Annotated in this window: 22 protein-coding genes; 13 read left to right on the plus strand and 9 right to left on the minus strand. The window is 64.0% G+C overall.

All coding sequences use genetic code 11. The features are described from left to right. Positions 1–109: 109 nt before the first annotated feature. From AC04PH_RS07435 to AC04PH_RS07450, 4 genes are all read right to left on the minus strand, one after another. Positions 110–733 carry a hypothetical protein gene (locus tag AC04PH_RS07435; RefSeq protein ID WP_483065109.1) on the minus strand — a complete coding sequence of 208 codons (624 nt, stop codon included), beginning with the start codon at positions 731–733 and terminating at the stop codon, positions 110–112. Between the two features lie 4 nt (positions 734–737). Continuing rightward, complete coding sequence (locus AC04PH_RS07440; RefSeq protein ID WP_483065110.1) at positions 738–1,328, minus strand: HupA family protein; 591 nt, start codon at positions 1,326–1,328, stop codon at positions 738–740. Between the two features lie 377 nt (positions 1,329–1,705). Beyond that, complete coding sequence (locus tag AC04PH_RS07445) at positions 1,706–2,161, minus strand: DUF6869 domain-containing protein (protein ID WP_483065112.1); 456 nt, start codon at positions 2,159–2,161, stop codon at positions 1,706–1,708. A gap of 1 nt (position 2,162) precedes the next feature. After that, entirely contained in the window at positions 2,163–3,758 is a 1,596-nt protein-coding gene (locus AC04PH_RS07450; RefSeq protein WP_483066166.1) for a peptide chain release factor 3, read from the minus strand. Positions 3,759–3,914: 156 nt separating this feature from the next. Between AC04PH_RS07450 and AC04PH_RS07455 the strand changes: the two genes are divergently transcribed. Then, positions 3,915–4,568, plus strand: coding sequence for a hypothetical protein (locus AC04PH_RS07455; RefSeq protein ID WP_483065113.1), 654 nt, complete (start codon positions 3,915–3,917; stop codon positions 4,566–4,568). 91 nt (positions 4,569–4,659) lie between these two features. Beyond that, positions 4,660–5,232, plus strand: a complete 573-nt coding sequence (locus AC04PH_RS07460; RefSeq protein WP_483065114.1) for a hypothetical protein — start codon at positions 4,660–4,662, stop codon at positions 5,230–5,232. Here AC04PH_RS07460 and AC04PH_RS07465 read toward each other — a convergent pair. Beyond that, complete coding sequence (locus AC04PH_RS07465) at positions 5,229–6,236, minus strand: Hint domain-containing protein (RefSeq protein ID WP_483065115.1); 1,008 nt, start codon at positions 6,234–6,236, stop codon at positions 5,229–5,231. The genes AC04PH_RS07460 and AC04PH_RS07465 overlap by 4 nt on opposite strands. Before the next feature lie 162 nt (positions 6,237–6,398). Here AC04PH_RS07465 and AC04PH_RS07470 point away from each other — a divergent pair, with 162 nt between their 5' ends. From AC04PH_RS07470 to AC04PH_RS07480, 3 genes are all read left to right on the plus strand, one after another. Beyond that, positions 6,399–7,178, plus strand: coding sequence for an SDR family oxidoreductase (locus AC04PH_RS07470; protein WP_483065116.1), 780 nt, complete (start codon positions 6,399–6,401; stop codon positions 7,176–7,178). Further along, positions 7,178–8,296 (plus strand): DNA alkylation repair protein, encoded by a 1,119-nt coding sequence (locus AC04PH_RS07475; protein ID WP_483065117.1) that lies wholly within the window; start codon positions 7,178–7,180, stop codon positions 8,294–8,296. The genes AC04PH_RS07470 and AC04PH_RS07475 overlap by 1 nt, the downstream gene beginning before the upstream one ends. 86 nt (positions 8,297–8,382) lie before the next feature. After that, positions 8,383–9,465 (plus strand): ABC transporter ATP-binding protein, encoded by a 1,083-nt coding sequence (locus AC04PH_RS07480; protein WP_483065118.1) that lies wholly within the window; start codon positions 8,383–8,385, stop codon positions 9,463–9,465. Here AC04PH_RS07480 and AC04PH_RS07485 read toward each other — a convergent pair. The 3 genes from AC04PH_RS07485 to ccmI are packed head-to-tail and all read right to left on the minus strand — an operon-like array spanning position 9,462 to position 11,376. Further along, positions 9,462–9,710, minus strand: a complete 249-nt coding sequence (locus tag AC04PH_RS07485; protein WP_483065119.1) for a DUF1289 domain-containing protein — start codon at positions 9,708–9,710, stop codon at positions 9,462–9,464. The genes AC04PH_RS07480 and AC04PH_RS07485 overlap by 4 nt on opposite strands. Next, positions 9,707–10,183 carry a Holliday junction resolvase RuvX gene (gene ruvX / locus AC04PH_RS07490; protein WP_483065120.1) on the minus strand — a complete coding sequence of 159 codons (477 nt, stop codon included), beginning with the start codon at positions 10,181–10,183 and terminating at the stop codon, positions 9,707–9,709. Before ruvX ends, AC04PH_RS07485 begins: the two co-directional genes overlap by 4 nt. Continuing rightward, positions 10,180–11,376, minus strand: a complete 1,197-nt coding sequence (gene ccmI / locus AC04PH_RS07495) for a c-type cytochrome biogenesis protein CcmI (RefSeq protein WP_483065121.1) — start codon at positions 11,374–11,376, stop codon at positions 10,180–10,182. Before ccmI ends, ruvX begins: the two co-directional genes overlap by 4 nt. A 182-nt stretch (positions 11,377–11,558) precedes the next feature. Here ccmI and AC04PH_RS07500 point away from each other — a divergent pair, with 182 nt between their 5' ends. The 8 genes from AC04PH_RS07500 (at position 11,559) to AC04PH_RS07535 (ending at position 18,555) form a co-directional block, all read left to right on the plus strand. After that, complete coding sequence (locus AC04PH_RS07500) at positions 11,559–12,809, plus strand: sarcosine oxidase subunit beta family protein (protein ID WP_483065122.1); 1,251 nt, start codon at positions 11,559–11,561, stop codon at positions 12,807–12,809. A gap of 85 nt (positions 12,810–12,894) precedes the next feature. Continuing rightward, the gene (locus tag AC04PH_RS07505; RefSeq protein ID WP_483065123.1) at positions 12,895–13,113 is read left to right on the plus strand and encodes a hypothetical protein; all 219 of its coding nucleotides are present in this window, start codon (positions 12,895–12,897) and stop codon (positions 13,111–13,113) included. A gap of 102 nt (positions 13,114–13,215) precedes the next feature. Further along, positions 13,216–13,545 (plus strand): sarcosine oxidase subunit delta, encoded by a 330-nt coding sequence (locus AC04PH_RS07510; protein WP_483065124.1) that lies wholly within the window; start codon positions 13,216–13,218, stop codon positions 13,543–13,545. Next, entirely contained in the window at positions 13,542–16,553 is a 3,012-nt protein-coding gene (locus AC04PH_RS07515) for a sarcosine oxidase subunit alpha family protein (protein WP_483065125.1), read from the plus strand. The genes AC04PH_RS07510 and AC04PH_RS07515 overlap by 4 nt, the downstream gene beginning before the upstream one ends. Beyond that, positions 16,546–17,109, plus strand: a complete 564-nt coding sequence (locus AC04PH_RS07520; protein ID WP_483065126.1) for a sarcosine oxidase subunit gamma — start codon at positions 16,546–16,548, stop codon at positions 17,107–17,109. The genes AC04PH_RS07515 and AC04PH_RS07520 overlap by 8 nt, the downstream gene beginning before the upstream one ends. 101 nt (positions 17,110–17,210) lie before the next feature. Beyond that, positions 17,211–17,810 carry a superoxide dismutase gene (locus AC04PH_RS07525; RefSeq protein ID WP_483065127.1) on the plus strand — a complete coding sequence of 200 codons (600 nt, stop codon included), beginning with the start codon at positions 17,211–17,213 and terminating at the stop codon, positions 17,808–17,810. A 117-nt stretch (positions 17,811–17,927) separates the two neighbouring features. Beyond that, the gene (locus tag AC04PH_RS07530) at positions 17,928–18,119 is read left to right on the plus strand and encodes a hypothetical protein (RefSeq protein ID WP_483065128.1); all 192 of its coding nucleotides are present in this window, start codon (positions 17,928–17,930) and stop codon (positions 18,117–18,119) included. Beyond that, positions 18,103–18,555 carry a host attachment family protein gene (locus AC04PH_RS07535; RefSeq protein WP_483065129.1) on the plus strand — a complete coding sequence of 151 codons (453 nt, stop codon included), beginning with the start codon at positions 18,103–18,105 and terminating at the stop codon, positions 18,553–18,555. The genes AC04PH_RS07530 and AC04PH_RS07535 overlap by 17 nt, the downstream gene beginning before the upstream one ends. Before the next feature lie 99 nt (positions 18,556–18,654). Here AC04PH_RS07535 and AC04PH_RS07540 read toward each other — a convergent pair whose 3' ends face one another. After that, positions 18,655–19,212, minus strand: a complete 558-nt coding sequence (locus tag AC04PH_RS07540) for an LOG family protein (RefSeq protein WP_483065130.1) — start codon at positions 19,210–19,212, stop codon at positions 18,655–18,657. Between the last annotated feature and the right edge of the window lie 74 nt (positions 19,213–19,286).

Consider the following 19,286-nt stretch of genomic DNA (forward strand, 5'->3'; position numbering starts at 1 on the left):
GCGAATTTGCGGCACTCTCTGGCCGCAAAACTGCGCGGCCCACCCGACCGGATTGTCGTGGCGTTGGACAAGGGGCGTTTAGCGCCGCACGCGGCAAAGGTCAAGGAAATCAGGATTCTGGGCGGTCAAGGCTGCGATGCACCTGCGGGGCGTAGCCGTGACGCAGCACCGCGACCGTGGGCTTTGGTGTCAGAACGGAAACGAGCGTTTCCGGTTTCGCGACAATTGCCGTGCCATAGCCCGCCGGGCGATACGGCCAGAGGCCGCCGCTGTAGAGGAGTTGCGGCTGGCGCTGGTGCCACACGAACACGCCGTCCGGCAGGTCGGACAGCGCGCTTTGATAGGTCACCTGTTCGCGCCGGCGGGTGATCCGTGCGGCGTGCAGCGCGCGATCCATCTGCGGTGCCTTACGCCGCGTGCCGGTGGCCGCCGACCAGGCATCGCGAAAGGCGGCGTAGGCCGCGCGCCTGCAATAGCCGCAGGGCCGGTGCCCGGCGGCCAGCGCCACCGCCTCGTCGAGAAAGAACAGCTCCGTCCAGTTGCGCCCGGTCATGACCTGCCGCTTGCGCCCCTGCCAGTCCAGGGTGCAGCAAATCCAAGCGTGATGCGACCACCGCGCAACCCCAAGCGTCCTGTCGGCGCGGTGGATGATCCCGCGGTTGCCGGTCAGCGTCCCGCGGGCAGGATCGGCTATGATTTCGCCCGTCGGCAGGACGCGGTTTTGCAGGGGCATCGGCCTAGCGCTGGCCCACGATCTCCAGTTCCACGCTGCCGGTACGCCCGTTGCGCGAGTTCAGATCGGTGACGACGCCGTTATCATCGACAAGCTGCACATACTCATATCCAAGGCCGCGTGTTGCACCGGTCAGGGGCGCATCGATCGCTATGCGATTGCCGTCATTGTCGTTGATTTCGCCGCTCATCGTGCCGGTGATCGCTGCCCTGGCCTGCCCGGAGCCGAGCGTGCCGCCGAATGTCAGCGTGTTGGAGACCTGCAGGCTGTTTTCGTCGACCAGATTGCTGATCGCGCCGCTGACGTTGCCGCTGGCGAAATTCACATCGACCCGGGCTGCGCCGACATATTCGTTGTCGAACCCTGCCAGACCCGGATCGACGTATATCGCGCCGCGATAGGTCGCACTGCCCTGGGTCGGCACCCGGCTCGGCGCGGTGCCCCGGCGATCACCTGCAGCCGAAGCCAGCGCGTTGAAGCTGGACCGCTGTTCGCTGTAGCTGGCAAGAGGCATGGATGTCTCTGCGCCACCGCAGGCGGCAAGGAGTGCAGTCGATACGACAGCGATGGCGGTGTCGCGGTATGTCATTTTCATTTTTTCAATCCATTTCAAATAGAGTGACGCTCCGATAATCGCTGAGGGGAGCGACCAGGACTTTGGCGTGATCACACCACTCTACGTCAAAAACCGAAATCCGAGAAAGCCCAATTTAATGTGGCCGGACTTCAGCGTGGTGTCCAGGTTTTCAGGAAGTACAAGTAGCCAACGCGCCGATGCTTGTTTGACGCGCGCTGCGGCCGGACAACGTCATTGGCGGCAGGCTGGCTCGCGGGAACGGCACGGTTCCGTGCCACTTGTGCAAAGCGGGTGAGGGCGCTGCCCTCACACTCCCTAGGTATTTGCCACCAGAAGAAGGGGGTCAGGTGCATGACGGCGTTCGCTGGAAGAAGTTTGCCCCGCCGCCGCGACCGTCAGCGTGCCGCAAATAGGGTATCGAAATCATCGTCCGGAGAGACAATGGCAATTTGCGCAAGCCGCGCCTTTATTGCGGGCGTAAAGCCGAAACCGGCCCACACGTCCGCAAGCACATACCGCACCTGCGCAGACCCGGCGGCCAAGTCGGCAAATCTTTCAATGTATTTCGGCCCGTGGTGTCGCAACAGGTCTTCGACGGGACCTGCCGCAAACACCGATGCCATCCGGGCGGAGGTCAGGCGGGGGATCACCATTTTGATCGTCTCGAACGCGAATTCAGGGTTCGAGGAAGCGGCATTGTCCAGGCAGACCCACGACCAGTGCAGATCGCCATTCTCGCCGTTTCTACCTGCATCGCTGTCGACATAGGCCCGCGCGAGCCCGTTGGGGGCGTGTCGGCACGGTGGCGCGATCCCCTCAAATTTGCAGGTTGAACAAAGCGGCGCGGCCAATCTAGACCATCATTTCTTTCGTCGCTGACAGCGTCACATCCGGGTAATCCCGCGTCACGCGGTCGATGTCCCATTGCAGGCGGGTCAGATAGACGACATCGCCGTCGTTGTCCTCTGCGATATGCTGCTTGTTGGCGGCGATGAACTTGTCCACGGCAGCCTTGTCACCCTGCACCCAGCGGGCGGAGGTGAACTGCGAGCCTTCGAACCGGACCGGCAGGCCGTATTCCATCTCAATCCGGCTGGCCAGCACCTCGAATTGCAGGGCCCCCACTACGCCGACGATGAAGCCGGACCCGAAGGTGGGTTTGAAGACCTTGGCCGCACCTTCTTCGGCGAACTGCATCAGCGCCTTTTCCAGATGCTTGGCCTTCATCGGGTCGCCTGCGCGGCAGGTTTGCAGCAGTTCCGGCGCGAAGGACGGGATGCCGGACACGCGGATCGTCTCGCCCTCGGTCAGCGTGTCGCCGATACGCAGCTGACCGTGGTTGGGGATGCCGATGATGTCGCCCGCCCAGGCCTCTTCCGCCAACTCGCGGTCGGCCGCCAGAAACAGCACCGGGTTGGCGATCGCCATCTGCTTCTTGCTGCGCACATGGGTCAGCTTCATGCCCCGTTCGAAATGTCCCGACGCCAGCCGCACAAAGGCGACGCGGTCGCGGTGTTTGGGGTCCATGTTGGCCTGCACCTTGAACACGAAACCGGCGACGGTTTTTTCCTCCGGTGCGATGTTGCGCGGGCTGGCCGTTTGCACCTGCGGTTCGGGGCCATAGGTGCCGATGCCGTCCATCAACTCCTTGACGCCAAAAGAATTCATCGCCGACCCGAACCAGATCGGCGTCATGGACCCGTTCAGCAGCGCCTCAGGGTCCAGCTTCGGCAGCAGTTCCATCGCCATCTCGATCTCTTCGCGGAATTTTTCCAGCAGATGTGCGGGCACATGCTCGGCCAGTTTCGGGTCGTCCAACCCTTTGATCGAAATGCTGGCGGCGACCTTGTTGCGGTCGGCCCGGTCCATCAGTTCCAGCTTGTCGCGCAGGATATCGTAGCAGCCGATGAATTCGCGCCCGACCCCGATGGGCCAGGACGCCGGGGTCACGTCGATGGCGAGGTTTTCCTGAATCTCGTCGATGATCTCGAACGTGTCGCGGCTTTCGCGGTCCATCTTGTTGCAGAAGGTCAGGATCGGCAGATCGCGCAACCGGCAGACCTCGAACAGTTTTTGCGTCTGGCTTTCCACACCCTTCGCGCCGTCGATGACCATGACGGCCGCATCCACTGCCGTCAGCGTGCGATAGGTATCCTCGGAAAAGTCCGAGTGGCCGGGGGTGTCCACAAGGTTGAAGCGGTAGTTTTCGAAATCGAACGACATGGCCGACGCGGACACCGAAATCCCCCGGTCCTTTTCCATCTGCATGAAATCCGACCGCGTGCGCCGCGCCTCGCCCTTTGCGCGGACCTGCCCCGCCATCTGGATCGCACCGCCATAAAGCAGGAATTTCTCGGTCAGCGTCGTCTTGCCCGCGTCCGGGTGCGAGATGATCGCGAAGGTGCGCCTGCGGGCGATTTCGGCGGGGAGAGCGGGGCGATTTGTCATGTGCGCCATGTAGCCTGCCTTGCCGCCCTCCACAATGACAACGGTGGCCGTCCGCAACAAGGGACTGACCCGACCTTGCACCGTCATATTTGACACGACGACGCTCCGCAGGGCAGCATCTGAGGATCATTGCGTGAATTGATTTGGAGATGAGAAATGAGACCATTCAAGGGAAAGTATGTGTGTACGCCGCTGGCAGTACTGTCGCTTGCGGCCTGCGGCGGGGCGGCAACGTCCTCTGGCCCCAGTTTTCAAGGCTATGCCAACGGTGCCCGTGCGGCGTTCCTGTCCAACGGGATCACGTCCATACCCGGTGCGCTCGACATGGCGGCCGGCGCAAACGATCTGCCCGCCGCCGGCACCGTGACGTTCACCGGCTTTGCAGGCATGGTCGTCGTGCCGGATGCCGGCGTGATCCCACAGCTTGAAACACCCGCCGATGTCGATGCGCTCGGCACGTTTCAATTGTCGGCCACCCTGTCGGCCACCGGCGGCGACTTTACCGCGACGGCGCGCGACTTCATCGGTCAGGACGGCGCGGAATACGGCGGCGCGTTTGTTTCGGCGGGCACGCTGGAACGGATAGCACCAAGCGTCGGCATACCCGAGGGGGAGATTTCTTTCGGCGGCACGCTCTCGGGCAGTCTGACAGGCACCGGGGCGCTGGCCGGCACTTATTCCGCCGGTATGATCGAAGGCGATGTCGTCAGCGATGGCGCGACGATCGTCGGGCTTGGCAACACGGAAGTTGCGCTCGACAGTGGGGTCGCCACGGACGGGGCGGTGTTTGCCTTCGTGGGCGAGCAGTGACGCTGCGCACACCGGCCAGTTGCTATCTGTCTCGCTCGTTGCAGGGTCGATCGTAACCAGTTGTTAACCTTGTCCGCCGCACAATCCTGCGATGCGTTTGATGTTGGCCTGCCTGTTCTGTCTGACCCTGTCCGCCTGCAGTGGCGGGGGCGGCAGCCCCGCGACGACGATGACGCCTGATCCGGGTGGCCCGGGCGACCCGGTGCGCCCCGTCCCGGATATGGACCCGGTCGATCCCTCCGATCTGCCGCTGACAGGGCGCCTGGGGTTCGCGGGCCAGCTGAGTGTCGATATGGTGCTGGCGGGCGATCCGGCGGGCGCGGTCAGCACGTTGTCGTCGCCATTGCGGATGACCGTCGATTTCGGCGGGTCCGCCGCTCAGGTCATCGGCCAGGCGGAGGGTTTTCCGGGCTACGACGGCGGTCTGTTCCTGACGCTTGGGGTGATCGACCGCGCCGCAGCGGGCACAACCCCGGCGATCAACGGCACCGTCTCGGGCACGTTGAAGGCAGGCAGCAACAGCTATCTGCTGACCGGCGGTTTTGACGGCGATTTTCGCGGCAGCGCGCAGGATGCGGTCGCGGGCCTTCTGTCGGGCACGGTGCTGCGCGGTAACGGGCGTGATATCTTCACCGGGCAGTATCAGGCCGGGCAGGTCCCCTAGTTGGACGAGGCCTTGCGCAGCAAGTCCACCGCATCCGGTGTCGACAGCAACGCCTCCTGCACCTCGTAGTCCAGATGCGGGCGATGCGCGTGACCGGCACCGCTGCCGCCCGACACCTCGTCGGGCAGGGCCGCGCGGGTGCGCGGGTCGATCAACAGCGATTCCGCGGCGATCCCCTCGGCATAGATGATGTGATGTTCATCGAACAAAAGCTGGAAATAGTCGACGAACCCGCCGTCTTGTTGCCAGACCGTGTCGCCGTTGATCAGATGCCGCACTTTGACCAGCACCTCCGACCGCCCGGCCCCCAGCCGGTCCTGCCGCTGATAGACGAACAGCCGGTGGTCGGGGCTGACGACAAGATCGTTCTCGTTGTGCAGCGCGCCCTTGCTGATCACTACGGGCGCGAATTCGCCCACGGCGCGTAGGGTCGTCTGCCCGATCCAGCGCACGACCTGCGGGCCGTCGTCGCGGGTCAGCACCTTGTCGCCGACCTGCAAATTCTCGATCGGGACCTGCTGACCGGAAGCCATGGTGATATGCGTGCCGCGCGTGAACGACACGCAGGCGACCTCGGCGAAACGGGTGGTGGCGGTGTGCCGGTCCAGCCCGACGAGCCTGTAGTCGGTCTTGGGCAGCAGCGTCGCCAGCGGCAGCAGATAGATGTCCTCGACGCCGTCGCTTTCGACCTCGACCAGCACCAGCGCCTCGTATGTGGTGCTGTCGGGGGCCATGACGGTGATGCAGCAATCCAGCACGACCGTGTTGCCCGGCGTGCCGGTCTTGCTGTCCGCGCCGACCAGAAACGTGTTCGCCGTATCCTGGATTTCCAGCGACAGCGGCGTGCGGTCGGCACCGGTGTCGAGTTGATAGACATCGTCCATTACCAGTTCGTCCGCGAACGACAGGGCTTCGCCCTCGGCCACGCCGTCGGTCACGCGAAAGGCGCTGGCCGGAAAGACCGCGACGGTTTGCGTGGTGGGGGCGGGGCGGCTGTCTGACATCAGGATACTCGGAACGACGGGCAGAATTTGCCGGGTTGGCCTTGTCTAAAGTTTCGGACCGGGCCGGTCAACGTGCAAGCGACCGACAGGCGCGTCGTGCGCCGTTGCCCCCGCCGCGGCACCGTGCCACTGTCTGCGCAACACGACTGAAAGGATAGGAACATGGATCTCGGGATCAAAGGCAAACGGGCGCTGGTCTGCGCGTCATCGAAGGGATTGGGCCGGGGCTGTGCTGCGGCACTGGCAGAGGCGGGCGTCAATCTGGTGCTGAACGCGCGCGGCGCCGAGGCGCTGGAGGCCACCGCCGCCGAACTGCGCGACACCTACGGGGTCGAGGTCACGGCCGTCGCCGCCGATATCACGACGCCCGAAGGCCGCGCAAAGGTGCTGGAGGCGGCGGGCGATCTCGACATCCTCGTGACCAACGCGGGCGGGCCGCCACCGGGACTGTGGTCCGACTGGAACCGCGATGATTTCATCGCCGCGATGGACGCCAACATGCTGACCCCGATTGCGCTGATGCAGGCGGCACTGCCCGGCATGATCGACCGTGGCTGGGGCCGCGTGGTCAACATCACGTCCGGGTCGGTCAAGGCGCCCATTCCGCAGCTTGGCCTGTCCAACACCGCGCGCGCGGGACTGACGGGCTTTGTCGCCGGTACGGCCCGGCAGGTCGCCGAAAAAGGTGTCAATATCAACAACCTGCTGCCCGGAATTCATGCAACTGATCGCGCGGTCAGCCTTGATACCGGCGTGGCCAAGGCGCAGGGGATCGACCTCGATCAGGCCAAGGCCAACCGCGAGGCGACGATCCCCGCGCGGCGGTACGGCACGGCGGAAGAATTCGGCGCCACCTGCGCGTTCATGTGCTCGCAGCACGCGGGTTTCATGGTCGGGCAGAACATCGTGCTCGACGGCGGCGCAATCAACGCGACGCTCTGATGGCTGCGGGCTACAGCCTCAAGGACGATCTTTTCAACAGCGACACTGTCGGGCACCTCGCCGGGCAGTTCGAGGCAGCCGGTGTGTTCGAGGCCGCACCCTTCGTGCAGCAGGTGATGGCCCGATTGCCGCCTCTGGAACTGAAAGCCCGGATCAACATGATCGCCGATGTGCTGGGTGATCACCTGCCGGCCGATTTTCCGGCGGCCGACACCGCCATCCGTGCAGCCCTGCCGCCACCGCTCGACCCCACGGCGACCGATGACGATTTCGGCCATTTCATCTATGCCCCGCTTGGTGTTTATGTTGAAAAACATGGGCTTGAAGGCCACTTCTCACGTTCTCTCGACCTGCTGGAAGCCCTCACCCAACGCTTCTCGATGGAGTTTTCGATCCGCGCTTTCCTGATCGCCGATCCCGCGCAGGTCATGGCGCGGATGCAGGTCTGGGCGCAGCATCCCAACTATCACGTCCGCCGTTTCGTCAGCGAAGGCACGCGACCGCGGCTGCCATGGGGTCAGAACGTCGGGCTTGCGCCCGATCAGACGTTACCGCTGCTGGACCAACTCCACGCCGACCCGACGCGCTATGTCACCCGCTCGGTCGCGAACCATCTCAACGATCTGACGCGCACAGCGCCCGATGCGGTGATCGCGCGACTGGCAAACTGGCGGGCGGCAGGTCTGCAGGACGCTGGCGAGCTGGACTGGATGGCACGCCATGCGCTGCGCACCCTGATCAAGGCCGGATATCCGCCCGCCCTCGCGCACCTTGGCTACGATCCCGACATCGCTGTGACCGTACAGGCCTTCGGTCTGGCCGATACCGCGCCGCGCCGGGGCGACAGGGTGGACTTGCGGGCGGTGATCGCGACCGCCGCCGCATCGCCTGTCATCGTCGATTACGTCGTCGACTACATGAAGGCCAACGGCAAGCAGACGCCGCGTGTTTTCAAGCTCAAGACGACGCGCACTGCGCCCGGAGTGCCGCTCGATCTGGGCAAGACGCATCATTTCAAGGACGACGCGACGACGTTCCGCCTGCATCCCGGCGCGCATCGCATCCACCTGCAGGTGAACGGAAAAACCGTCGCGTCACAGGAATTTACGCTGCGCTGACACGACCCCTCGCTTGCCCATCGGGTCGCGGATTGCTAGGGACGGCGGAAACCTTATCAAATCGCTCAGGGATTGACCGCGCCCCGATGACCGCACCCCGTCTTGAAATCCGCAACCTGACGCGCAGTTTTGCCGGGCGGTGTGTCGTGGACAGTGTGAGCCTGACGGTGATGCCGGGGCAGGTGACCTGTCTGCTGGGGCCGTCCGGCTGCGGCAAATCCACGACCCTGCGTATGGTCGCCGGGGTGGATACGCCCGATCAGGGCAGCATCTTGCTGGACGGGCAGACCCTTTGCGACGATCGCCACAGCGTCCCGCCGGAGGATCGCTCGATCGGGTTGATGTTTCAGGATTTCGCGCTGTTTCCACATCTGTCGGTCGCGCAGAACGTGGGGTTCGGTTTGCAGGGAACCAAGGCGGACAAGGCCGCGCGCGTTGCGGCGCTGCTCGACCGGGTCGGCATGGGGCGCCATATCGACGCCTATCCGCATGAGTTGTCCGGCGGCGAACAGCAGCGTGTGGCACTTGCCCGTGCCATTGCGCCGCAGCCGCGTGTGATGCTGATGGACGAGCCGTTTTCCGGCCTCGACGACCGGTTGCGCGACGATATCCGCGATGAAACCCTGGAGGTGCTGAAGGATACAGGCACCGCCGTTTTGCTGGTGACGCACGAGCCGGGCGAGGCGATGCGCATGGCCGACGAGATCGCATTGATGCGCGACGGTCGGATCGTGCAGCAAGGGGCACCCTACAATATCTACAACGCGCCGGTCGACCGCGCGGCGGCGGCATTTTTCAGCGATATCAACGTGATCGAAGGCGAAGTTCAAGGGGCGCTGACCGAAACGCCATTCGGCCAATTCCTCGCCCCCGGTCAGCCCGACGGCACGAAGGTCGATATCGTGATCCGGCCACAGCACCTGAAAATCGACTTCGACAGGCAGGGCCGCGGCCCGAATCCGACACCCGGCGAGGGCACGCCCGCGCGCGGCGTGGTGCGCCGGGCGCGGTTCATGGGGTCCGAAAGCCTGGTGGAATTCGCGATGGATTTCGACGGTTCGATCCTACGGGCGGTAGTTCCGTCGGTTTTCCTGCCGCAGCCGGGCACGCCGCTCTGGCTGATGATCCGCCGCGACCGGTGCTTCGTGTTTCCACGCAAGATGTCCTAGTCCCGCGCCAGACGCCCCGCGCGCCCGCCGCGCCGCTTTGTCAGCAGACCTTTGCGCCCGGGCAGGTCTTCCATCACCGCGCGCCGTGCCTCGGCGCTCATCAGCGACCACGCGCCGATTTCGTCGATGCTGCGCAGGCAGCCGGTGCAGAGCCGGCTTTTCGGTTCGATCACGCAGATCTTGATGCAAGGGCTTTCGATTTCCGCCCGCGCCCAGATCTTGTCGGTTTTGTCAGGTGTCGTCACGATTGCGCTTTCATATGGGCCAGCCGGTCGAGCAGCCCTTGCAGGATATAGCTGGCGGCGACCTGGTCGATCACCTCGGCGCGACGTTTGCGTGACGTATCCGCCTCCAGCAGGGCGCGTTCGGCGGCCACGGTGGACAGGCGTTCGTCCCAGAAGACGATGGGCAGATCGCAGAGCCGTTCCAGATTGCGGGCGAAGGCGCGGGTTGACTGGCAGCGCGGCCCTTCGGACCCGTCCATATTCATCGGCAGACCCAGCACGATGCCGCCGACTTCGCGGGCCGCGAAGATTTCCAGCAGGCGGGCGGCGTCCAATCCGAATTTCTTGCGCTTGATCGTCTCGACCGGGCTGGCGGCGGTGCGCAGACCGTCGCTGACCGCGACACCGATGGTGACGGTGCCCAAGTCGAGTCCAGCCAGCGCCCCAAGTGGCGGGATCGCGCTCGCGAAAGATACGGCATCCGGGCAGATCATTCGCCCAATCCAGCGCGGGCCGCTGCGGCATCGAGCGTCGCCAGCGCGGTGGGCGAGGCGCCGAAGACCTGCCGCGCCTCCGTCAGGATCGCGCGGGCGGTGTCGACCTCTCCCAGCACGGCATAAGCGGTGATCAGGCGCGCCCAGTCGGCGGCGGGGCCGCCTTCGCTGGCCAGACGCTGGGCCAGCCCGTCGACCATGCCCGCAATCATCTGTTGCCGGTCTTCCGGGGCCATGTCCTGCATCGCGGCGACGTCGGCGGCGCTCGGTCCGCGCACGTCAGGCACGGTATAAGTCGTGCCAGCGCGGAAGGCGGCGTCGGCGATGGTTTCGCGGGCGAAGCGCACGTGGATCATGTCGGCAGGGCCGTTTTCCACGATGTCGCGCCAAAGGCGAAAGGCGATATCGGGCCGGTCGGTCTGGTAGTAGAGCGAGCCGAGGTAGTAGCGGGCAGGGATGTTCGCCTCGTCCTCCTCAAGGATGTCGCGGATCACGACCTCCGCCTCGGGCGAGACATAGCCGTCGGCGGCGGCGACCATGAAGTCGAGCAGCAGCATCCGGTCGCCCAGCGTCGCCGCGTCGCCCTGTAGGTCCACGACCCGCGCCTGGGCGTCGGCGGCGGCAGGGAAGTCACCGATCCCGGCTTCCTGCCGCGCCAGCAGGGTCCAGCCCTGCAGATCGTCGGGGCGGGTGGGCACGATGTCGCGCAACTGTTGCAGCAGGTCGCGGAATTCGGCGGAGCGTTCGATTGCTGGCGGTTCTGGGGCCGCGGCGACGGCCTGTGCCTGCGAGGGACGGCTTTCGCGCGCGGCGGCGCTGTTGGCGAGCCGCTCCTGCAACGGCAGATCGGGGTAGGAGGGCGCGCCCAGCTGCCAGTAGAGTCCCAGCGCCAGAAGCAAAAGACCGGTACCGGCAACCAGCGCCGGGACCGGCCCGCGTCTCTGTTCCACCGTCTCACCGGTATCGCGCTGGGCTGTCAGCAGGCGGCGGGCGATTTCGGTGCGCGCGGTTTCCGCCTCTGCCGGGGCGAGCAGGTCACGGGCGACGTCGCGATCCACCTCGGCCAGCTGCGCGCGGTAGAAGGCCACGTCGGGCGCCTGACCTGCGGATGCGGGTTGACGCTGCAGCATCGGGCGCAACACCGTCGCGGCCACGCAGAGCGTCAGCAGAATGCAGATTGTCCAGAACAGCATCGCGTTTCCCCAGGGTCCGCACCCTAGTTATGCCGCGCGCACGGCAAACGAAAGGGTCCCCCACGGTGGCGTGACCGCGCATGTCGCAAAACTGATACTTTCCGCCGCAGGCAGTATCCTTTTCAAATGACGCAGGGTCCACTACAGACCCGAAATCGTCATCAGCCCGGGATGGATTCGTCATGGCCACCAAACGCTATTCCGCATTCGCGATCGCGCGCGAAGCGATGCGCCAGCATACCGGCTGGACGCGGGCCTGGGGCAATCCTGCGCCGAAAAAGAAATACGACGTGATCATCGTGGGCGCGGGCGGTCACGGGCTGGCCACGGCCTATTTCCTGGGCAAGAATTTCGGCATCACAAACGTCGCGATCCTCGAAAAAGGCTGGCTGGGCGGCGGCAACACCGGGCGCAACACGACGATCATCCGGTCGAATTACCTGCAGGACCCCTCGGCGGCGATCTACGAAAAATCCCGCTCGCTTTACGAGACGATGAGCCAGGACCTGAACTACAACGTCATGTTCTCTCCGCGCGGCGTCATCATGCTGGCGCAGACGCAGCACGAAATCCGCGGCTACAAGCGCACGGCGCACGCCAACTCCCTGCAGGGGGTCAAGACCGAGTGGATCGAACCGGCGCGCGTGAAGGAGCTTTGCCCGATCATGAACATCGACGGGCCGCGGTATCCGGTGCTGGGCGGGCTGTGGCAGGCGCGCGGCGGCACGGCGCGGCACGACGCCGTGGCCTGGGGTTATGCCCGCGCCTGTTCGGACATGGGCATGGACGTGATCCAGCAGTGCGAGGTACAGGCCGTGCGCACGCAGAACGGCAGGGTCGTGGGCGTGGACACCAACAAAGGGTCGATCGACTGCGACAAGCTGGGTATGGTCGTCGCGGGGCATTCGTCCGTGCTCGCCGAAAAGGCCGGGTTCCGCCTGCCGATGGAATCGGTGGCGCTGCAGGCACTGGTGTCGGAACCGATCAAACCCTGCATGGACATCGTCGTCATGGCCAACACCGTGCACGGCTATCTGTCGCAGTCCGACAAGGGCGAAATGGTGATCGGCGGCGGCACCGACGGGTTCAACAACTACACCCAGCGCGGGTCGTTCCACCATATCGAGGAGACCGTGCGCGCGCTGGTCGAAACCTTCCCGATGATCGCGCGGCTCAAGATGCTGCGGCAATGGGGCGGGATCGTGGACGTGACCGGCGACCGCTCGCCGATCCTGTCGAAAACGCCGGTGGGCGGGATTTTCGTCAACTGCGGTTGGGGCACCGGCGGATTCAAGGCGATCCCGGGATCGGGATGGGCGATGGCCGAGCTGATGGCGAAAGGCCAGTCGCCGCTGACCGACGAATTCAGCATGTTCCGTTTCCGCGAAGGCAAGTTCATCGACGAAAGCGTCGCCGCCGGGGTGGCGCATTGATGCGCGCCCTTCAACGCATGACGGGGAACCCAACGGTGTCCGGGCACGTTGGCTTTGCACGAGAGGTCTGCAAAGGAGCGCCGTCATGGCTGTATCGTTCCGTCGTCGACCGAAATATTCGCGGTTGCATGGCTACGTTCTTATCGGCGGGATGGTTTGTATCGTCGCCGGTTTCGTCACGTTCCTCCTCACCGCCGAAGGTGACTACCAGCCGTCCGACGGCGGCGTCGGTGTCTCCATGGACGGCGTCGAAAGCCTGCTCGATGCGGTCGAGGACACGGTCAACGGCACGGTCGGCGAATAGAACGGCCGACGATTTTCGAAGAGATAGCCCGGTGCACGCATCGTGCACGCCCGGTGTACGCTTGGTGCATCGACCATTTTCCCCATGTTCAAAGGTGTCGCCATGCTGATCCTGCATTGCCCCTGTTGCGGCGTCGATGCCGATGAAACCGATCTGCACGGCGGCGGTGAGGCGCATCTGAAACGCTTTGGCCCCGGTTCGACCGACGAGGAATTCGAGGATTACCTGTTCCGGCGCGCCAACACCAAGGGCGTGCACTTCGAACGCTGGCGGCATGTCTACGGTTGCGGCAAATGGTTTCTTGCCGCGCGCAACACCGCCACGCTGGAGGTCTATGGCACCTATCCCGCGCAGACGCTGGAGCCGCCGCAGGACATCAAGGATGCCATCGCTGCAAAAGTCGACGGCTGGACATGGGAGGCCCACACATGAGCACACGTCTGGCAACCGGCGGTCGCCTGCTCGACAAGGGCAAGGCGGTTTCGTTCACCTTCAACGGCAAGACGCTGCGGGGATTTGAAGGCGATACGCTCGCCTCCGCACTGCTGGCTAACGACCAGCTTTTGGTCGGGCGGTCGTTCAAGTATCACCGCCCGCGTGGCATCGTCGGCTCTGGCGCGGAAGAGCCCAATGGCCTTGTGAACATGGGCACGGACGGGCATTTCGAACCCAACCAGCGAGTCACCACGACAGAGCTTTTCGACGGGCTGTCTGCCACGTCGCAGAACCACTTTCCGTCGCTGGAATTCGACGTTGGCGCGATCAACACGCATCTGTCGCGGTTCCTGCCCGCGGGTTTCTATTACAAGATGTTCATCCATCCGCGCCCGTTCTGGAAATACGTGTATGAACCGATCATCCGCAAATCCGCCGGTCTGGGCAAAGCGCCCAAGGACCGGGATGCGGATACATACGAGCACTTCCACGCAACCGTCGATGTCCTGATCGTCGGTGGCGGCATCGCGGGGCTGTCGGCGGCATTGGCCGCGGGCCGTGCGGGCGCGCGGGTGCTGCTGATGGAACAAACGCATCACTGGGGCGGGCGCGCTGCCGTGGACAACCCGCAGATCGACGGGCAGGACGCCCGGGACTGGATCGACGCCACCGTCGCCTCGCTGGCGGAGATGCCCAACGTCGACATGCGCCTGCGCATGATTGGGGCGGGGGTTTACGACCACGGCTATGTGTTGGGTTACGAAAAACTGACCGAGCATATGGGCGTCACCGACGGCCCGCGCCAGCGGCTGTGGCGGGTGCGTGCGGGGCAGGTCGTCACGGCGACCGGGGCCATCGAGCGGCCCTTGTCCTTTGCGGGCAACGATATTCCCGGCGTGCTGCTGGCCTCTGCCGTGCGTGATTACGCGGTGAACTACGGTGTCTCCATTGGCGATCGCACGGTCGTGGTGACCAACAACGACGATGCATACCGCACCGCGATCCATCTGAAAGAGGCGGGGCTCGACGTGCCGGTGATCCTGGACGCCCGTGCCTCTGCCGACGGCGATCTGCCGCAGCAGGCGCGTGCGCTTGGTATCCGTGTCGAGGCGGGCAAGGGGATCGCCAAGGTCAAGGGCGGCAAGCGCGTGACCGGCGTGGCGATCTGTGCACAGGCCGGAGAAGGCGCTGTTCTGGAAGAAATTTCCTGCGATTGCGTGGCGATGTCCGGCGGCTGGTCGCCGGTCGTGCACCTGTGGTCGCATTGCGGCGGCAAGCTGGTCTGGGACGCCGATCAGGTCATGTTCCGCCCCGATGCCGACCGTCCGCCGACGGGTGACCAAGGGCAAGGCTTCGTCACCGTCGCGGGTGTCGCCAACGGGCATCTGTTCACGGCAGAGGCGGTGGCCGACGGGCATACGGCGGGTGAGGTTGCCGCACAGGCGACCGGTCACAAGGGCAAGACCGGTGATGCCCCGGAGGCACAGGACGAGGTCGAAGAGCCGGTTTCACCGGTCTGGCTGATGCCGCAGGGTGCGGATTACAAGCTGCGGTCGAAGGCCTGGCTGGATTTCCAGAACGACGTGAAGGTGTCCGATGTGCAACTGGCCGCGCAGGAAGGGTTCGAGAGCGTCGAACACGCCAAACGTTACACCACGCTGGGCATGGCGACCGATCAGGGCAAGTTGAGCAATATCAACGGTCTGGCGATCCTGTCGAAATCGCTGAACAACGCGATCCCGGATGTCGGCACGACGACGTTCCGGCCGCCATACACGCCGATCTCGATGTCTTCCATCGCCGGTGTGGCGCAGAACGACCTGTTCCAGCCGGTGCAGATGACCCCGATTTCGGAGTGGTCGAATGACAATGGCGCGGACAATGAACCGGTCGGCCACTGGCGCCGCCCGTTCGCCTATGTCCGCGCGGGCGAAAGCGTGCATGACGCGGTGAACCGCGAGGTGGTGAACACGCGCGAGAATGTCGGCCTGCTGGATGCCTCGACCCTGGGCAAGATCATCGTTCAGGGGCCGGACGCGGGCAAGTTCCTCGACATGCTTTACACCAACATGATGTCGACGCTGCCGGTGGGCAAATGCCGCTATGGTCTGATGTGCACGGAAAACGGGTTCCTGTCGGACGATGGCGTGGTCGCGCGGATTTCCGAGGACCGCTGGCTTTGCCATACGACCACGGGCGGTGCGGATCGCATCCACGCCTGGATGGAGGACTGGCTGCAGTGCGAATGGTGGGACTGGAAAGTCTATACCGCCAACGTGACGGAACAGTTCGCGCAGATCGCCGTTGTCGGCCCCAAGGCGCGCAAGGTGCTGGAAAAGCTGGGCGGGATGGATGTGTCGAAGGAAACGCTGCCGTTCATGCAGTGGGCGGACGGCACCATCGGCGGGTTCGATGCGCGGGTGTTCCGGATCAGTTTCTCTGGCGAGTTGTCGTACGAGATCGCGGTGCCGGCGAGCCAGGGCCGGGCGTTCTGGGATGAACTGATGCGGGCTGGCGCGGAATTCGGGATCATGCCCTATGGCACCGAGACGCTGCACATCCTGCGGGCCGAGAAGGGCTTTATCATGATCGGTGACGAAACCGACGGCACCATCATCCCGCAGGACCTGAACTTGCAATGGGCGCTGTCGAAGAAAAAGACCGATTACATGGGCAAGCGCGCGCACGAGCGCAGCCATATGGCGAGCGACGACCGCTGGAAACTGGTGGGACTGGAGACCGTCGACGGGTCGGTGCTGCCCGACGGGGCCTATGCGATTGCCGAGGGTGACAACGCCAACGGCCAGCGCAACACGCTAGGACGCGTCACCTCGACCTATTATTCCGCGAACCTGAAGCGCGGGATCGCGATGGGGCTGGTGCATAACGGACCGGACCGCATGGGCGAGGTGCTGGAGTTCACCAATATCGGTGGCGCGCCGATCAAGGCGAAGATCGTCGATCCGGTCGTCTATGACAGTGAAGGGGCCAAGCAAAATGTCTGATGCCGTCAGCGCCTTGAATGGCCGCGTGTCCGAAGGCGACGTGACCGTCCGCGAAATGGGTCTGCGCGGGATGGTCACCCTGCGGGGCGATCTGTCCGACGCCGCGTTGAAGAAGGTCTGCAAGACCCTGACCGGTGTGGATATGCCTGCGCGCGGCAAGATCGCCACGGACGGCGACAAGGGTCTGGGCTGGATGTCGCCGGACGAGGTTCTGGTGATGGTCCCGCATGGCGAGGCTGCGGATGCCGTGGCGCGGATCGAGGAGGCGCTGAAAGGCAAGCATCACCTTGCGGTGAACGTGTCTGACACCCGCGCACTGATCGCACTAAAGGGGCCATATGTGCGCGAGGTGCTGGCGAAGCTGGCACCGGCGGACCTGCACCCCGACAGCTTTGCCCCAGGCGATTTCCGGCGGTCGCGGCTGGGGCAGGTGGCGGCGGCGTTCTGGCTGGAAGACACGCAGACCGCGCATGTGATCTGCTTTCGCTCGGTCGCCGATTACGCCTTCCGTCTGCTGGTCGCATCGGCCGAGGCCGGACCGGTCGGGCATTTCTGAACGAAACCGCGGGCCGCGCGTTGGTCAGCCAGACTTGACGTTTCAGCGCCCGGCGCTCTTATGTCATGCGACGCGGAACACCAACAGAAAGAGAGCGAAATATGGCTTTTGAACTTCCCGATCTTCCCTATGCACACGACGCCCTTGCCCCCCACGGCATGTCCAAGGAGACGTTGGAGTATCACCACGACAAACACCACAACGCCTATGTCACCAACGGCAACAAGGCGATCGAAGGCACCGAGTGGGAGGGCAAGTCCCTCGAAGAGATCATCAAGGGCACCTATGACAAGGGTGCGGTGGCACAGTCCGGTATCTTCAACAACATCAGCCAGTTGTGGAACCACAACCAGTTCTGGGAGATGATGGCGCCCGGCGGCACCGGCATGCCCGGTGAGCTGGAAAAGGCGATCAGCGACAGTTTCGGCTCGGTCGACAAGTTCAAGGACGAGTTCAAGTCCGCCGGTGGCGGGCAGTTCGGTTCCGGCTGGGCCTGGCTGGTCAAGGATACCGATGGCGGCCTGAAGGTCACCAGCACCGAGAACGGCGTGAACCCGGTCTGCTTTGGCCAGACGGCACTGCTCGGCTGCGATGTCTGGGAGCATTCCTACTACATCGACTTCCGCAACAAGCGGCCGGATTACCTAGGCAACTTCCTCGACAATCTGGTGAACTGGGAGAATGTCGCATCGCGCATGTGACCTGACAACTCAGCGTGTACCAAACGGCCCGTCGCACCTGCGGCGGGCCGTTTTCGTTGGAACTTTCGTCATGCCCGCAGGTTGGTTCAATGAGCAATCCAGCTAAAGGAGCACCCCATGACAGAGCGCGAAAAATCACCGATCACCCGTGGCGACGTCCCCAAGGACGACAGCGACGAACGTGCGGAAGGCGCGCACGGCAAGAAGCGCGACGACGATCGAAGCGGTGCGCTGGGCGTGTCCCATACCCGCAAGACGTCCGATGAAATTCATCCGGAAAAGGGGATCGGCGATGACGAGGATAAGTAAAGGCACCTGGATTCTGGTGACCGACAGCGAGAAAGCGTTACTGCTGGAAAACCAGACGGACGGAGAGGACCCGCACTTTACGGTCGTATCGAAGGATACGCAGGAAAATCCGTCGGACATCGAACAATCCGCCAACCGGCCCGGCCGTATGCACGACGGCGGGCCGGGTCATAAGTCTGCGGTCGATGACACCGACTGGCACGAATTGGCAAAGGAACGGTTCGCCGCAGAAATCAGCGACATGCTATACGAGCGCGCCCACAAGGGAGAATTCGAACGCATCGTGCTTGTCGCCTCTCCGCAAATTCTGGGAGAGTTGCGCAGCAATCTACATATGGAAGTGTCCGACAAGGTCGTCGGCGAGGTGCCGAAGACGCTGACGAACCACCCGCTGACGGAGATCGAGAAGATCGTCAAAGACGATCTGGCCGCCTAAGACTGCGGTTACTTGAAACTGAAAGCCCGGATCGATGGTTCGGGCTTTTTTGCTGCGTGACCGTACTTTAGTCTGGCGTCATACCATCCGCATGATGCGTCAGGCCAGAACGTCGCGCAGACTGGCGGCCAGCGTCGGTACATCCCGCACGACCGTCATGTAATCCAGCAGGCTGCGGTCGGCGAAGCCCTGCGCGACGATATGATCGGTGAGTGCCAAAAATGGTTGCCAATAGTCATTGATGTTCACGATGAAGATCGGTTTCGCATGCAGGCCAAGCTGCCGCCATGTGAGCGCCTCGAACACCTCGTCCATGGAGCCGGCCCCGCCCGGGAGCAGGACAACGGCCTCGGCGTTCATCAGCATGACCTTTTTGCGCTCGTGCATGGTTTCGGTGATGATGAAACTGTCCAGATCGCGTTTGCCGACTTCCCAGTCCATCAGATGCGTGGGGATCACGCCGAAGGTCTTGCCCCCTGCCGCCTGCGTGGCGCGCGCAACCCGGCCCATCAGGCCGACATCGCCCGCGCCATAGACCAGCCGCCAGCCGTTGTCGGCGATCATGCGGCCGGTGTCTTCGGCGGCCTGCGCGTAGGCTAGGTCGACCCCGTCGCGCGAGCCGCAATAAACGCAGACGGATGCCGGTGAAGTGGTCATGTGAAGGTCCTGATTTGCAATGTCTTTGACCGTGCATACCCCTGTTGCTATGGTCGCTCAACCGGGGAAGTTGG

This window comes from Yoonia sp. KMU-150, assembly GCF_056858355.1.